The organism is Halalkalibaculum sp. DA384 (assembly GCF_043951955.1).
Lineage (GTDB): Bacteria > Bacteroidota > Rhodothermia > Balneolales > Balneolaceae > JAMQKA01.
Window position 1 is genome coordinate 41135 of record NZ_JBINJE010000009.1, and the last position, 15552, is coordinate 56686.

12 protein-coding genes are annotated in these 15552 nt (G+C 51.3%); 1 reads left to right on the forward strand and 11 read right to left on the reverse strand.

The genetic code is table 11. The annotated features are described in order from the left end of the window. Positions 1-64: 64 nt before the first annotated feature. Positions 65-871, reverse strand: a complete 807-nt coding sequence (locus ACG2E4_RS07155) for a DUF1080 domain-containing protein (RefSeq protein ID WP_395276130.1) — start codon at positions 869-871, stop codon at positions 65-67. 155 nt (positions 872-1026) lie between these two features. Beyond that, entirely contained in the window at positions 1027-3714 is a 2688-nt protein-coding gene (locus ACG2E4_RS07160; RefSeq protein WP_395259075.1) for a heme-binding protein, read from the reverse strand. Positions 3715-4143: 429 nt separating this feature from the next. Between ACG2E4_RS07160 and ACG2E4_RS07165 the strand changes: the two genes are divergently transcribed. Next, positions 4144-4611, forward strand: coding sequence for a plastocyanin/azurin family copper-binding protein (locus ACG2E4_RS07165; protein ID WP_395276131.1), 468 nt, complete (start codon positions 4144-4146; stop codon positions 4609-4611). 121 nt (positions 4612-4732) lie between these two features. On the opposite strand, the gene ACG2E4_RS07170 is transcribed toward ACG2E4_RS07165, so the two are convergent. The 9 genes from ACG2E4_RS07170 to ACG2E4_RS07210 form a co-directional block, all read right to left on the reverse strand. Then, complete coding sequence (locus ACG2E4_RS07170; protein ID WP_395276132.1) at positions 4733-5173, reverse strand: Dabb family protein; 441 nt, start codon at positions 5171-5173, stop codon at positions 4733-4735. Between the two features lie 146 nt (positions 5174-5319). Next, positions 5320-6243 carry a sugar ABC transporter substrate-binding protein gene (locus ACG2E4_RS07175; RefSeq protein WP_395259083.1) on the reverse strand — a complete coding sequence of 308 codons (924 nt, stop codon included), beginning with the start codon at positions 6241-6243 and terminating at the stop codon, positions 5320-5322. A gap of 67 nt (positions 6244-6310) precedes the next feature. Further along, the gene (locus ACG2E4_RS07180) at positions 6311-7297 is read right to left on the reverse strand and encodes an ABC transporter permease (RefSeq protein WP_395259085.1); all 987 of its coding nucleotides are present in this window, start codon (positions 7295-7297) and stop codon (positions 6311-6313) included. Positions 7298-7305: 8 nt separating this feature from the next. Continuing rightward, positions 7306-8808 carry a sugar ABC transporter ATP-binding protein gene (locus tag ACG2E4_RS07185; protein ID WP_395259086.1) on the reverse strand — a complete coding sequence of 501 codons (1503 nt, stop codon included), beginning with the start codon at positions 8806-8808 and terminating at the stop codon, positions 7306-7308. Positions 8809-8953: 145 nt separating this feature from the next. Then, positions 8954-10171, reverse strand: coding sequence for a hypothetical protein (locus tag ACG2E4_RS07190; RefSeq protein WP_395259087.1), 1218 nt, complete (start codon positions 10169-10171; stop codon positions 8954-8956). A 50-nt stretch (positions 10172-10221) separates the two neighbouring features. Next, complete coding sequence (locus tag ACG2E4_RS07195; protein ID WP_395259088.1) at positions 10222-11277, reverse strand: aldose 1-epimerase family protein; 1056 nt, start codon at positions 11275-11277, stop codon at positions 10222-10224. 137 nt (positions 11278-11414) lie between these two features. Then, positions 11415-12569 (reverse strand): Gfo/Idh/MocA family protein, encoded by a 1155-nt coding sequence (locus tag ACG2E4_RS07200; protein ID WP_395259089.1) that lies wholly within the window; start codon positions 12567-12569, stop codon positions 11415-11417. Between the two features lie 43 nt (positions 12570-12612). Continuing rightward, on the reverse strand, positions 12613-13653 hold the full coding sequence (locus ACG2E4_RS07205) for a sugar phosphate isomerase/epimerase family protein (RefSeq protein WP_395259090.1): 1041 nt from the start codon (positions 13651-13653) through the stop codon (positions 12613-12615). A gap of 462 nt (positions 13654-14115) precedes the next feature. Beyond that, the gene (locus tag ACG2E4_RS07210; RefSeq protein ID WP_395276133.1) at positions 14116-15405 is read right to left on the reverse strand and encodes a class II aldolase/adducin family protein; all 1290 of its coding nucleotides are present in this window, start codon (positions 15403-15405) and stop codon (positions 14116-14118) included. Positions 15406-15552 lie beyond the last annotated feature (147 nt).

Below are 15552 nucleotides of genomic sequence, written 5' to 3' on the forward strand. Positions count from 1 at the left end.
GACAAAATCCCTGGTTTTTCAAAGGCTTCTATAAGAACTCAAGGATTTGACCTGCCGGCCCGGCCTAGTCTAACAACTTGAGTTCCACGTTTCGAATCTCCACCCGCATCGGAGGGCCGACATGCAGCTGAAATGCGAGCACGCCCTTCTCCAGGTTTTCTCCCGAATGATCGATCACTTCGTGCATTAACTGATTATTGATGGAGGCGCGCATGGTGTCGCCGTTGGCATACACGTGATACTTGTTCCACTCGTCGTGGACAATGTACTTTCCGAGCTCCGCCTCTTCAGCAAACCGTTCCTCTTCTTTTTCGCCCTCGCTGTCGATCACAACCCGCTGTCCGCGGCGTGCCAGGATACCCCGTTTTTTCTCCTCGTAGTGCAGGCCCGGAATCCAGTCGCTGACTGCAAAATCTCCCTGGTTCCCGCGGACTCTATACTTAAGATCGGGCTTGTCTTCGGTTGTAAACCGTTCCGAACGATACTGGAAACCGGAATTCCCCGACAATTCGCCCCCCGTTTCAACAAAACGATATTCAAAACGGGCTTCAAAATTAGCCGGTTCCCCCTCTTCCCAGATAAGGAAGGTATTCTCTTCAATGTTATTTTCTTCGGAGGTCTCTCCGACGATAACGCCCTCTTCAACGCTCCACAAACGGGGATCGCCCTCCCACCCGTCCAGGTTTTCACCGTTGAATATGGATTTGAAGCCAGATTCAGCATTTTCCTGCACGGCAGCTGTTTCGGAGTCCGCCTGCTCTGCTTCTTGACCTTCTTGTGCACAACCCATAACCAAACCCAGTATCAATACTGTTAAGAGCTTTTTAGATAATGAAGTACCTGACTGCATCGAGATCATATTTTCTTCCATAAGATTGAATATTGAATGATTCTTTTTTACTGCTTCCATATCCCTGCCTACTTATTCTCTAAAATAGCAGAGCCCGTCCCATGCAGCCAACAGTGCCGGCAGATGGAACGGGCGGGGCTATTATCTGCTACCTCATGTGTAATGAGTTTTTTTAATTATTCCGCGCTTTCTTCAGTGTTCTCCTCCGATTCCTCTTCACTTTCATAGATCTCGTCTTCCGGATTTCCTCCCGATTCAATATATCCCATCAGGTCGCGAAGCTCAGCGGGATTCAGCGTATTGATCAGGCCCGGCGGCATCTGTGAGATATCGACCGGCTCTATCGAAACCACTTCAGAACTGTTCACAACCGTGGGTGGTTCGTCCGGGTCGCGGGTATAAATTTTGATGCTTTCTCCCTCTTCGACGACCAGTCCCGTAACGGATTCTCCATTTTCAAGCGTAACTTCGGAGCTGCTGTACTGGTCGGAGATCAGCGTGTTTGGATTGATCGTTTTTTCAATCACCCCGTCGATACCGAAGCGCCGGGCCACGCTGTTCAGATCGGGACCGATGTTTCCACCGTAACCACCGAGCCGGTGACAGGATGCACAGCCTATTGCGTGAAACAGGCTGCGTCCGCGTTCGAAATCCAGCTCGCCCTGGATCTCTCGTCCCCATCCCTCCTGGTCGCCGTAGATCGCGTCCAGCGCACCGTTAACCGTCCACTCGCGCCCGGGACCTTCCGGGGGATGGATCTCGAAATCAGGTTCCTGTGCAAGGCTGACCCCCGTCAGGTCTGATACGGCTTCAATCTCTTCTTCACTGGCATTGGCCAGCGCCTCGGTGCGCATCCGCTCGAGGAAGCCGGTATAGCTGGCACCCCCCATAGCATCGGAGGCATTATTGATAAAAGTAAAGTATTCGCGCCGTTGCTCTATCGTCCAACCGTTTTCCATATTCCTGAGCATAAACGCATACTCAAGCTTGTTGGTAGGCGGCGGATTTTCAATCATGTCGTTAATCGTTCCGCCGTAGCGCTCGTTCCGCTCCAACAGGCTTTTATTCCAGTTCAGCGGCGTCGGCTCGGTGTCACTCTGCATCAGCGTAAGCGCCTTTCCGATCACGCGTGGGTCTTCAAGGTAGACCAGGACCCGGATAAGCTCTGTGTTTACCCGCGGGTCGTCGTCCGGCAACACCTCCTGCAGGCGATCCGTAATTTTGGCGTGTTGCTCATCACTGGGATCGCCGAGCCGCATGAAGATGAGTGACAACGCCCGCAGATATCCGAGCTTCTGCTCCGCATCGAGGGCATGGACATTCAGCTCCAGCAGTGATTTAATGGCGCCGTCCCGGTGACTTTCGGACCCTGTGCGGGCCAGTGCCACCATAGAGGTTATGCGCGCCTGCGGATTCATTTCAGCCATCGCTTTTCCGGCCCAGCTATCTACCGGTTGAGCCTCAATCGCGACCCGGGCTGCATGACGAATAAAACGGTCTTCGTTTGAGAGATAGGGCCATGCCGTTTCAACGGCTTCCGGATCCTGCTGCCCGTGATAAGCTTCCAGCATGCGCCGGGTTTCACGTGCTTCCTGCGCCTCGGGGTTGTCCACCGCCTCAGCGGGTGCGGTCGATTCATCTCCGGTATAGATTACGCGATACAGGTACGACTGCTGATTACGGCCTCCCGTGGCAAAATAGAGGGCCCCGTCCGGTCCGATCACGGCATCTGTCAGGGGAAGTGGACTTCCCGACAAAAACTCTTCTACTTCAGCCGTATAACTGGCTCCTTCCGGTTCCAGGTGAAATGCATACATGGTACCGAAGGTCCAGTCCAGGCCAAACAGCGCCCGCTGGTATCGGGCCGGGAACTCGGCGCCCGTACCGAATAGCAGCCCCGTCGGAGAACCCGGGCCGATATTTACAATGGGTGGAAGACTGTCTTCATAATATTGCTTCCATTTACCACTGCCGCTTCTCCAGCCGTAATCACTCCCGCTCACCGAATGAATCAGGCGGGTGGGGCGGTACCAGGGCATCCCCATATCCCATTCCATATCGGAATCATAGGCAAAAAGATCACCGTGGGCGTTAGTGGCTATATCATATGTATTTCGATAGCCCATACTTATCATTTCCCACTCGGTGGCTTCCGGATTGATGCGAACGATGTACCCTCCGGGCGCAAATATTCCACGCGCATGACCGCGGGCATCCCAGTTGCGGGGCAACAGAATATCCTCTTCCCAGCCAGAGAGCCGATTGGCTGTCAACGAAGGAGGCGGAGTGTGGTTTCCATTGACGATATATAATCCCTCTCCATCTTCCGTTGGGATAACCGAATGGTTGCCGTGCTCGCCACCAAACTTGGGACCGCCCATGTACTCCATCACATCAAACTCACTGTCCCCTTTTGTGTTTCGCAACCGGAACAATCCTTCCCCATTCAGGTTGGTGTAGAGATGATCAAATTGCCATAGCAATCCCTGCGCTCCATAAACGGGCATCACCATCTCCTCGACGGTCACCTCGGGATTTTCTCTTGAACCCTCAACTTTTACACGGAACAGCCCCTCATCCTCCTGGTCGGAAGCGATCAGGTTGCCGTCAGGTCCCACAGCCAGCGCAACCCAGGATCCCTGTTCTTCCCGCGGCACTTCATACAGCAGCTGTACTTCAAAACCGGGCAAGGTGTTAATATTGTCTGTCAGTGTATCCTCATCTGCTGTTGATCTCTCCTGAGTCAACGGCGCCTGTTCACTGTTGATGCCTGTATGTGGAATATTGTTCGCGATAAGAAAAAGAGGAATGAGCAGCACTATCAGCAGATACCCAAATCCCATTTTTGTATGATTTCTGTCCATGTCGGAATCCATTATGATTGTTTACGAGTGTACGATATTCAGTGTGTTCGAGGGCTTTGCAAAACCGTAGTTTTGCTCAATTACGGCATTTTCGCCTTCTACGAAACTCCTGGTTTTTCAAAAGCCCTCCGGTATGTTATGTCTGTGAGTTGGCATGAGTTTAAGCACAAAAAACTTCGGCCGAGGATCAGTATTAAATACTGATTGACCTATGGAATCTTCAGAATCTCCATTTAAATTTCCCACCCCGTATCTTGCTATTTCAATTTTTGTAATCCCTACAGTATCTAAAGAGTTGGTCATATCCTAAATCTACTGAAAAGAATCTCCATTTTTTAACCCGTTTAACAGGAAACATTTTTTAGAAACTATCCTGTAAATACTATCTTCACTGATCATTCTAAAACCAACAAACTAACTTATTACACAATGAAATTCTTACCTATAACCGGTTCACTGCTACTTTTATTTTTATTTCCCGTTATCGCCCTTCACGCCCAGGATTCTTCAGAGGAGATCAGGACGATTGAAATAATAGGATCAGACCAAATGCAATTTGATGTAACGGAGATCAATGCATCGCCCGGTGAAGAAATTAAAATTGTTCTCACTACCGAAAGTAATCTTCCCAAGGTGGCCATGGCCCATAATGTGGTCGTCCTGAAGCAGGACGTGGATGCGAAAGCCTTCGCTTCTGCAGCTGCCACGGCCAGAAACGACGATTTTATCCCCCCCAAATTGACTGACCAAATCATTGCCTACACAGGCCTTGCCGGCGGTGGCGAAACGGTTGAAGTCACATTTACCGTCCCGGAAGAGACCGGAAGCTATACCTACATCTGTTCTTTTCCCGGACACTTTGCGGCGGGCATGAAAGGGACGATCGTGGTTGAATAGTTACCAATCGTACCCTCTTATAGATAAAGAGCGCTGGCGATAACGCCCGCGCTCTTTATTTTTCAGTGCTTCCATCTATTCAGCACTCCCATTGAATAGAGCATAATCCCGGCAAGATTAATCAATTTTCCTGTGCCCAGTAGTCAATTACGAGTACATCCTCCATATGAGGTTCCAGAATATCGACAAAAGCCTTGTGGTCGGGGTGTGGTAAGTAGGTGGCGCGATCCTCTTCACTTTCGAATGTTACCAGGAAACAGTGGGTGAATCCCTTGTCAAGCCCTTCGGGACTGTTGTTCGTACCCCACTCATATCCCTTGATGGCAGAAATCTTGTCCGGCAGGGCGGAAAACGCTTTTTCAACTTTTGCTATCTCCTGCTCCGTGGCGCTCTCCTTAAACTTGAGCAGTACCACATGGCGTAACAGTTTTTCATCCATAGTGTCGGTGTCTTCCTCGTTTATATTTACTGTTTCCTCCGGGGTCGAACTTCCCGTTAGTGAGATCGGTGTATAATTTAGGACCAGTGCCATTATTGTGGCAGCAAATATTGAATATTTCATTGGTAATTATTTTTGAAAATTAAATGGTTGGTTTGCATTAGTGTTTACGGGAAAATCGCCAACAGGCTACAATCCCACTTTTTCGGACATCTCTTCATCATTCACCTCACGAATTTTGATTCATACTTCTCCAAAATCCGTGCGACTCATTCCTGTAAAAATTGGTCGACATTTTCCCGGGTTACCGTTTGAAACGGTATTAGCACCTCTTCTTGGTATGTACTATCTTCAGCAATAATCTTTAGCGCCGTTTGTACTGCGGTTGATCCCTGCCCGCGGGCATCCTGGAATACCGTCGCATCCAGCCGTCCATCCCGAACTGCCTGCAGGGCATCCCGGATGCCGTCAATACTTATGATAATGACATCCTCGCTCAACCCGGCATTTTCAAGGGCTTCAAGGGCTCCCAGTCCCATTTCATCGTTGTGGGCAAACACCGCGTCAATATCGTCACCATAAGACTGTATCCAGTTTTCCATCAGTGACATCGCCTCGGCACGGTCCCATTCTGCGGTTTGGGACGCCAGCAATGTAAGTCCCGGCGTCTGCTCCAGCACATTTTGGGCTCCCTGTTCCCGCTTAATCTGGGCGGCCTGCCCCATATAACCCTGCAGCATCAACACGTTACCCGACCCTCCCAGGCTTTCCGCGATAAATTCCATTGCCATCTCCCCGGCCCTTACATCGTCCGACCCCACAAATGCGGTAGGTTCCGACCTGGTTTCCGAGTTCACATTTATTATCGGGATGCCCGATCGCCGGGCCAGGTCTACTGCCGGAGAGCTGGCCTCCACCTCCACCGGATTCAATATGATGGCATCAACCCCCTGTGAGATGAAGCGCTCAACATGCTCCAGCTGTGTCAGTGCAGAGCGTTGGGCATCATTCACGAGCAGCGTAACCCCCTGTTGCTCCGCCTCGGTGGCCATCGCATCCCGCACGTTTACCACAAATTCATTCTGCATGCTCAGCATCGACGCCCCGAGGGTAATTTCCGGCTGCCCGTCGCCTTCCCGATCTCCCGATTGACTACAAGCCGATAACAGCAACATTCCGGACAGGACTGCCATAGTCACTGCCGCACTCATATAATTGCAAACAGAACACTTTTGTGCCATGAATCTCAAGATATAAAAATTAGTTGTCCAGGTTATTTCTCCGCAGGTTGTCCAGCAGAACCGCTCCAATGATAATCAATCCCATCACCACCTGCTGGTAATAGGAAGAAACATTCATTAAATCAAGTCCATTGCCGATTACCCCGATCAGCAATGCGCCGATCAGCGTACCGGTCATCGTCCCCACCCCGCCCGACAGACTGGTACCACCGATCACCACCGCCGCAATGGCATCCAGCTCGAAGGCGACACCAACATTGGGTTGCCCCGTACTGATACGGGAAGCCAGGATAATTCCTCCCACGGCAGACAGTGCGCCACAAAGGGTATAAACGGTTATTTTAATTTTCTTTACGTCGATGCCGGAAGCCCGCGCGGCCTCTTCATTGCCTCCCACCGCGTAGATATACCGGCCAAGCACCGTTTTTTTCAGAAGCAGCACGCAGGCGGCAAAGGTAACTCCCAATATCACGATTGGAAAGGGAATTCCCAACAGGTTTCCCCCGCCGATATAGCCGAACGATTCCGAAAGGTTTGAAATCGGGCGACCGTCACTGATAATCAAAGCCAGTCCCCGGCCGATGGTCATCGTGCCCAGCGTTACGATGAATGGTGGCACGTTTCCCTTCGTAATTACAATACCGTTGAACGCCCCGATGAGCACCCCGGCCGCCAGTCCGGCCATCAGTGGCACAATAAGCGGATATGTTCCCGGATGAGCAAAAGAGGCGGCCACCACTCCTGCAACCGCCACCACCGATCCCATGGAGAGATCAATTCCGCCGGAAATAATCACAAACGTCACTCCAAACGCCAGCATCGCGTTAATCGTAATCTGCCGTACAACAATTAGAAGGTTGGTTACGGTCAAGAAATTGGGACTCATGACGGAGATGCCGATACATATGAGTACAAATGCGATTAGTACGCCATATTTCTGCAATTTTTCGGAGTATGTTGACCGTTTCCCCATCGCTTCTGAAATTCTCTGTATACCTGACTCCATCCGCTCCTTCACCTGTTTGCTATTGCATATTTCATGATTATTTCCTGTGTCGCTTCGGCTGCGGGCAGTTCTGCCGTCACTTCCCCTCTTGAGAGCACCAAAATGCGGTGACTCAGTCCCAGCAGTTCCGGCAGTTCCGAAGATATCAAAATAACAGCTTTTCCCGCTCTTGCCAGTTTGTCGATCAGCTGGTAGATCTCAAATTTAGCCCCTACGTCGATACCGCGGGTCGGCTCATCCAGTATGAGCACCTCCGGCTCTGTCAGCAGAGATTTTCCGATGATAACCTTCTGCTGATTACCGCCGCTCAAAAACCGTACTTTCTGATGCATATCGGGCGTTTTGATACTCAGCCTGTTTATCATACCCGTGGCGGCTTTTTTCTCCGCCCTCTCATTTATCAGGATTCCTGAAACGAAAGAACGCAGATTTGAAAGCGTCAGGTTGGCCCGGACTGACAGATCCCCGATAATGCCAGACTCTTTCCGGTCTTCCGTAACATAGGAGATCCCCCGCCGGATTGCGTGCCGGGGAGAATTGATCGTCACCGCCCGTCCATGCAGCTCAATTGTGCCCTTGTCGTGGGGTTCAAGTCCCATAATCGCCTTTACGATATCGGTACGCCCCGCACCCATCAGGCCCGCCAGCCCGAGTACCTCTCCGCGCCGAACCTCGAAATTGATATCTTTGTAGCGATCTTCTCTGCTAAATCCTTTCACAGAAAACACGACCTCTCCGAGTTCGCTGTTTTTCTCGGGAAAAACAGTTTCAAGGGACCGTCCCACCATCATCTCGATCAGCTGATCTTCGTCAAGGGCTTTTGCGGGATGGGTGCCCATATGGCGGCCGTCTCTCAATACAGTGATTCGGTCACATATCTGGAAAATCTCCTCCATCCGGTGAGAAATGTAGATGACCGTGACGCCCTGTTTTTTCTGTCCCCGGATTACGCTGAACAGCTGCCGCACCTCCCTGTTGGAGAGCGAAGAGGTCGGCTCGTCCATAATGATAACTTTTGCATCATTGGAGAGTGCCTTGGCGATCTCCACCATCTGCATCTCGGCAATACTCAGCTGCTTCATCGGACGGGTTACGTCGATCTCGACGTCGAGTTCTTCCAGCTGTCGACGCGCTTTTTTAATCAGCGTTTGCTCATCGATCCAGCCCGGAAATGCCCGGGTATTTTCTTGTCCCAGGAAGATGTTCTGGGCGACGGTCAGCTCAGGAACAGGCATAATCTCCTGGTGAACCATGGATATGCCCCGGTCCAGCGCGCTTTTGACGTCGGTGTGATCCAGCGACTCTCCCTGGAAAATAATCTGACCCGCATCTGGTTGGACCAGTCCCATCAGGCTATTCATCAGCGTCGATTTACCGGCCCCGTTCTCCCCCATCACGCCGTGTACTTCTCCCGCGCGGATCCTGAAATGAACGTTCTCAAGGGCTTGAACGCCGCCAAAGGCTTTGGAAATGTTCTTTATCTGCAGTACAACGTTGGGATCTTCCTCCATATATCACACATAATTAAAGGTGCAGCCCACCAACTGGTTGACTGCACCAAAATGCCATCGATCACAGATACAGCGGCCTGGATTGGGCCAAGCCGGCGCTGGTATCCCTGATCTTCCAATTTGCTTACTGCTGAAATATCGTGCGTTACAGATCCAAATCCGGGTTTTCCGGCCCGAAATGCTTGAGCATCACGATGGGATCGGTGCTGGAGTGGTTGACAATCTTCACCCCTTCCCTGGCGGCCTGTTCGCTTACGAAATATTCATCGTGAGTAAGCTGGCCAAACCGGATAAGGGAGGGCGTTTCGATATCCCATTCGCCCATCGTACCGTGGCCCTGCATCATGATCATCCCGTAGGCGCCGGAGTCCTTGATCGTAACCGTTTCTCCGGGCAGTACGGTCAGTTCCTTGGCACTAAACGCTTCCGATTTATAGCAGATCCATTTTTCGATATATCCCTCCTGTTTCATCTGCTCTACAGGATGTACCGGAATCGGTTCCATGTAGCATTTTTCCTGCAGGTTTCCATCCACATTCAGGTCCCAGTCCAGTACTTCAATAAGAAAATCAAAATCGCCTTTCCGGTCTTCCGGAGTATCCTTCCAGAGCAGCTCCTCGTCAACGATTGAGTCTCCCACCAGCGATTGATACATCGCAAATACATCGGAGGCTTTTTGTGGTTCGTAGGTACAGAGACTGCCCGGTGCGTGCAACAGTCCGGGAGGTACGTTCCAGCCGGTTCCCGGTTGCAGGCGCTGGGCGCTGGAGAGGTTCGTTATCTTGTTATCGCCTTCTGTAAAATTCTTCAGGCACTCCAGCAGCTGTTCCCTGGTCGTACCCGGATTCAGCCCAAAAAACGTATATGGAAAATCGCCGCCGTGGTTGTTAACCTGGGGAGGGAAGTAATACGCTTCCGGCTTCCCGTTCTGGCCGGTTAACCGGGCATGCTCGTCCCGGTGATGGACATGGTGCGGCAGGGCTCCCTTGTTGTCAAAAAACTTCGAATACATTGGCCACGATTCATGCTCATCCCAGATACGGTCCCCGATCAGATCTCCCTTCAGGGCCTGAACGGCATCCCGCAGCAACACCCGTTCCGTGGAGCCGTTATCCTCAAACACCACTTCGCTCAACCCTTCGATCTCGCCGGTCAGCGGACCGTTATCAGCCGGGGTGGTAGAGGAAAACCAGCGCTCGTCGATACCGCCGCGCTCTCCACCAAGTGCGTAATAATCATCCGGGTGCAGCTTTATCCGTCTACCAGGCACACAAAATGACCGTGGTACCCAGTTTGGGGCCAGCCGTAAAATTCCTTTGCCTTGATCAAAGGCTTTTTTCGCAATATTCAGATCGTTGCTCATTGAACTACTATTTAAATGTTAATATTGATATTCTGAAATAGATTCTGCAATTACATTCTATTGATCCGGATTTCCGTATCATACGACCGGGTTTCTCCTACATCAAGTGTGATAAGATCCCCGTTTTCCCGCGCCGTCGACTGCCCGATCGGCGGATGGGTACCGGGTTCCAGGGCCGTTACATATTCGTTGCGTCCCCAGTGCTGCCAGTTGGTCACCCACGGCATCTGGGATTTGGGAAATGACAGCTCCAGATCCAGCCCAATGGTGGAATTCCTGATCCCGCAGTGGCAGATCCCCGCTTCATCGGCATCCAGGTCGAGGAAGGCGGCCGCCTCGCCGGGTCCGCTGTGAGCGTCCATCGGGGGCGGACAGCGCTTAAAATCGGTTCCTTCATTAAAAATTTTACTGCTCTCCTCATCGCGGGATTTCCATTTGCCCTCCCATACGATCTCGGCGCCTTCATCCACCAGGGGCCAGCCAAAATTCACATGATACAACAACATATGGGGTGCGGGGGTATTGCCCACATTCGTCACTTCGTCGTGTATCGCAATCGCCGCTTTTCCGAGCGTAGCAGATATCGTCCTTTTCAATTCCAGATGGGGACCGAAGACCGAGGATTGCAGCATCTTGCCGGTAATGCTCATCTCCAGGTTTTTATTTACAAGATCCGGCTGTATCACCGACTCTATCGTAGCGGGTATATTGCTTATACGATCGTGCAGCCCCCGTTTTCCATGCTCGTCCTCTTCCGGTCCGCCGACATGTGTCAGCCCGCAGGTGGTGACCAAACCGCCGGGAAATGAATCGAGCCATTTGATTCCTTCAGTAGCCGCCGGATTGGCCGGTGTTGTTCCCGAATGACTCAGCCAAGACAGGCTGTACTCGTTATAAAACGCCTCGGCGATATCCATCGCGCGGTCCAGCACTACGTTAAATCGCAACCCGGCGCCGGTGTCAACCCGTGCCACACGGATTCCATGCCCGTGGCCGTTGTCCAGTACCGCCGTTTCGATACCTCCCAGCTGCCTGTGGTTAGATACTTTTCCAGCCCACTGTTCAGAACTAATATGTTGATTTTCGGTTGTAGAATTACTCGGCATCAGATATGGTAAAATTAAATGTTGTAGCCAATTATCGATTTAATAATTGGCTACAACGAAATGATATACGTGATTCAATTGAGCACCGCCGATCGCAAGACCGGCGATGAACCCTCAATTTTTCTACTGTCCGGAAGCTACCAGTCAACGCCGGTATCTTTCCAGCTTCTTGAAGAAGCGGAATCAAGCACAGATTCACAAACTTTCTGTGTCTCCAGTGCTTCCTGGAAGGTGGGAGAACAAGGTTCGCCCGTTTCGATAGATTCAAGAAAAGCAGCTACCTGGTGCAAAAAGGTATGCTCGTACCCGATGGAAGTTCCCGGTATCCACCAGCGATCCATGTAAGGCTGTTCGCTTTCAGACACATGAATTCTACGCCATCCCCGAACGTTTGGATCATCTGAGTGATCAAAGAATTCGAGCCAGTTCATGTCATGCAGGTCCCACCGGATTGACGCATGTTCTCCGTTTATTTCAAACGTATACAGCGCTTTGTGTCCACGGGCATAGCGGGTAGCTTCAAATAGACCCAGTGATCCATTGTCAAAATGGCAATGGAACGTGCAGGCATCATCAATGGTGACCTCTTCCTTTTCACCCGTTTCCTGATGAACCCGCTCCTTCACAAAGGTCTCCGTCATAGCAGAGACATCCTTGATTCCACCGTTCAGCCACATTGCCGTATCAATACAGTGGGCCAGGAGGTCCCCGGTCACACCAGATCCGGCGACATCCTTGTCCAAACGCCACAACGCTTCTCCGCCCTGAGGCACATCCGGATTAATTGTGAAATCCTGCAGGAAGTTCGCCCTGTAATGGAATATTTTACCGAGCTTTCCCGAATCAATGATCTGCTTGGCCAGCGTTACCGCAGGCACGCGGCGGTAATTGTACCAGACTGTATTTGCGACTCCTGCTTTTTCCACCGCTTCCACCATCGGCCTGGCTTCGGCGACTGTGCGGGCCAGCGGCTTTTCACACAGAATCATTTTCCCGGCCTCGGCCGCTGCAATGGCTATTTCAGCATGCGTATCGTTGGGAGTACAGATATCGATGGCATCGATGTCATCTCGTTCAACGAGTGCCCTCCAATCTGTCTCATACGATTCGTATTCCCACTGGTCGGCAAATTTCTTCACCTTTTCTTCGGTACGACCCGAAACAGCTTTTAAGACGGGTCGATGTTCCAGTTCGGGGAAGAAATCATTCACTCGTTTATACCCATTGGTATGGATCCTTCCCATGAGTCCATACCCAACCATACCAATTCTTAATTCTTTTTTATCCGACATGTTACTTCTGCTTTTTTATTGCAATTTATTACGCTGTTCTTGCCTATTCGCTCCAGCCATGCTGGTTACGAACTTCGATCATAGCCTCAAGGATATCGTTCCAGGTCTGCTGCTTGGTCATCACCTCATTCGGGAACATGCAGCCATCCCAGCAGATATGCTTGAACGCCTTGGTAAGCTCTCCATTTTCGTCGCGCAGCCAGTGCCCGGCATCTTCCGCGATGTTCAGCTTTCCGTCCGGATCGTTTGGCAGGCAATGACGTCCCGTTTTTTCGTGGGTACCTGACCCAAATACGGTTGCGTCGTTTTGCGCAACATGGAAATCGATCGTCCAGGGGCGCAGTGCGGCCGTCATCTCTTTCAGGCCTTCCGTGAGCGTCTCGCGATCGTCCCAATCAAAATCTTCCGGAAGAATACGATCGTCCGGCGCATTATACCCGAGCAGGTACAGCAGGGTATGTGCCATATCCGCCTGGAACCCGATATTGTCGCGATCGACCAGCTCCAGCGTATTGACCATCGTTTTCCAGCTGTGCATTCCGCCCCAGCAAATCTCGCCCTCGGCAGCGAGGTCTTCACCGTAATCGGCGGCAACATCACAGGCTTCGCGCCATGTCTGGGCGATCAGCTTGGTATTTTCTTCCGGGTTTTCTGCCCAGGTACCGGGGTCCACCGCTGAGTCGATGCGGATAACGCCGTATGAGCGCACCCCGTGCTCGCGCAATGTCTTCCCGATCTCGCAGGATTTTTTAACCTGCGTTACAAAATTCTTGCGATCTTCCTCGCTTCCCATGGCGGAGCCTCCACCGATATCCGGCCATACCGGGGCCACCAGACTCCCGACATTCAACCCGAGATCGGCAATTTTATCGCCCAGGGCTTTGATCTCATCTTCCGAGCTGTCAATATCAATATGCGGATCGTATAGAAACAGGTCGATCCCATCGAATTTGGTACCGTTGACTTCAGCCGCGGCTGTCATCTCCAGCATTTTATCGAGGCCGATTGGCGGTTCCGAATCCGGCCCTTTTCCGACGACACCGGGCCACGCAGCGTTATGAAGTTTTGGATATGTATTACTCATAAGCAAAGGTTTAAGAATTGAATATATAGTTTACTTTATAGAGGACTTTGCAAAACCGTTGTTTTGCCCAATTTCGGCATGTACACATCTAAATACTCATTTAACGGGATATCCACTGCATACAGGATTGATCCTGAGCAAAATCCCTGGTTTTTCAACGTTCTCCACTTATTACATGGATTGAGTTCCATCTCCTAACATTAATTGCCTTACTATATATAGAGACGGCCGGTTTGGATATCTACTGATTTTCCACAGAAAAATCCCGGGACTTGTTGCTCTTGTTTTTAACAAAATCCCACATCCTAAATGGATAATTTTTGAAACTATGTCAAATAAATATCGGGGTGGGCTCCTTAAAAAAATGTAAATGTTTCCTGTCGTAGAATGGATCGGTTTTCCGTACTCTGTCATCCCCAAAGGGAGGTTCTGCAAACAACTTCTCGGTGAAATCCAACAAGATCAGCTTATAAATTTTTCAAGCCCGCGCAACTGTGTTTCATGCAGCGGGTTTGCTCCGCCCATAACCAGGGCATCAATGGCTGAGCGTGCACCAAATTCAGCGATCTCCAGCCGATCGAACGCCTCCTGCAGCGTTCGGCCCGTAACGAGCAGCAGCTCATTCCGGATCAGCAACATCGGCGTTTCGTATGAGATCATGCCGCTCAGTCTCCCTGCCTCTTCCGGATCGTTCAGCTCGCGGCTGCATGAAACCAGCGGAATATCGCGCAAAAAGACATAGCTTTCCGGAATCGTGCGGGTGTCCAGCGTGCGGCCTGTGATCCCCAGTGCAGAAAGACAGGGCGGACGCGCCGTAATTACTGTTCGCACACCCGGATGTTGCAGGTAGATCTGCTGATGCAACGTTGCCAGGCGGTCGGGCACCTTGCCTTTTTCGCTCTGTCCCTGGCGAAGCAGCACCAGCTCTTCCGGTTCCAGCAGCCGTTTGTTTATATTTTCGGGGGTGATCCAGCAGCTTTCCACGCCGGTACGAACAGACAGGCAGCCCCCGCTACTGGTCATAAGGCGCTGCCGGCAGACTCTTTTTGCGATTTCGGTAACAGCGCTTCGCAGATCCAGTTGTTCAGAGTGGTCTGGCGTATGATCCCCAGACGGCATCGATCTCGTTTGTAATCGGCGTTTCTCTATCTCTTCAATACTCAACCCCCGCCAGTTCCCTATTCGATTCGCATGAATGATGGTCTGGCAACACGCTTCAAGCAACTCAAACCTTCGGTATGCCTCGTCAAGATCCTTTCCTCCTACTGCCACCCCGTGATTTTCCATGACCACCGCTTGATGGCCCCGGGCAAACTGCCCTGCAATACTGCGGCCCAGCGCCTCGCTTCCGGGAATGCGATAAGGCGCAAATCCCACGTTCCCGCAAACCTCCCGCATGCGGGAAATGATATTGGTATCCGGTATTTCACCCGCTATGCTGAACGTAATGAGTCCCGGCGGATGGGCATGAATGACCGCCCCGATATCCGGCCGCTCCCGGTAGATGCAATAGTGCGAGGGAAGCTCGGAAGAGGGGTTTCCTTCAGAGATTACTTTTGCATCGGGATCAAGATGGACGATGTCATCGGCTCCGACTATCCCCTTGTCCATTCCGGAGGGGGTAACCCAGATATCCCCGCCAGGCTCTTTTAGTGAAATATTCCCTCCCGTTGAGGTAGTCATTCCCCCTTCATAGATCCATTTCATCGTCGTTACAATCTGTTGCGGGGGAGAAAGAGTGTGAAAGTGCATTGTCCGTGAGGAGTGTGTTTAGTAATCTATAACGAGCCTGCAATGGCTCCGAAGAAAAGCAGGCTGATCAAAAAGGAATTAGGAAATCGTGCTTTTGCACATCCCGGTCTCTAAACGTGCTCAAAAAAATACTGGCCTGACGTAATC

Coding starts and splice junctions, on each gene's coding strand:
- ACG2E4_RS07155 (WP_395276130.1), bottom strand. CDS start 871: ATGGAAGAAAATATGATCTCGATGCAGTCAGGTACTTCATTATCTAAA.
- ACG2E4_RS07160 (WP_395259075.1), bottom strand. CDS start 3,714: ATGGACAGAAATCATACAAAAATGGGATTTGGGTATCTGCTGATAGTG.
- ACG2E4_RS07165 (WP_395276131.1), top strand. CDS start 4,144: ATGAAATTCTTACCTATAACCGGTTCACTGCTACTTTTATTTTTATTT.
- ACG2E4_RS07170 (WP_395276132.1), bottom strand. CDS start 5,173: ATGAAATATTCAATATTTGCTGCCACAATAATGGCACTGGTCCTAAAT.
- ACG2E4_RS07175 (WP_395259083.1), bottom strand. CDS start 6,243: ATGGCAGTCCTGTCCGGAATGTTGCTGTTATCGGCTTGTAGTCAATCG.
- ACG2E4_RS07180 (WP_395259085.1), bottom strand. CDS start 7,297: ATGGAGTCAGGTATACAGAGAATTTCAGAAGCGATGGGGAAACGGTCA.
- ACG2E4_RS07185 (WP_395259086.1), bottom strand. CDS start 8,808: ATGGAGGAAGATCCCAACGTTGTACTGCAGATAAAGAACATTTCCAAA.
- ACG2E4_RS07190 (WP_395259087.1), bottom strand. CDS start 10,171: ATGAGCAACGATCTGAATATTGCGAAAAAAGCCTTTGATCAAGGCAAA.
- ACG2E4_RS07195 (WP_395259088.1), bottom strand. CDS start 11,277: ATGCCGAGTAATTCTACAACCGAAAATCAACATATTAGTTCTGAACAG.
- ACG2E4_RS07200 (WP_395259089.1), bottom strand. CDS start 12,569: ATGTCGGATAAAAAAGAATTAAGAATTGGTATGGTTGGGTATGGACTC.
- ACG2E4_RS07205 (WP_395259090.1), bottom strand. CDS start 13,653: ATGAGTAATACATATCCAAAACTTCATAACGCTGCGTGGCCCGGTGTC.
- ACG2E4_RS07210 (WP_395276133.1), bottom strand. CDS start 15,405: ATGCACTTTCACACTCTTTCTCCCCCGCAACAGATTGTAACGACGATG.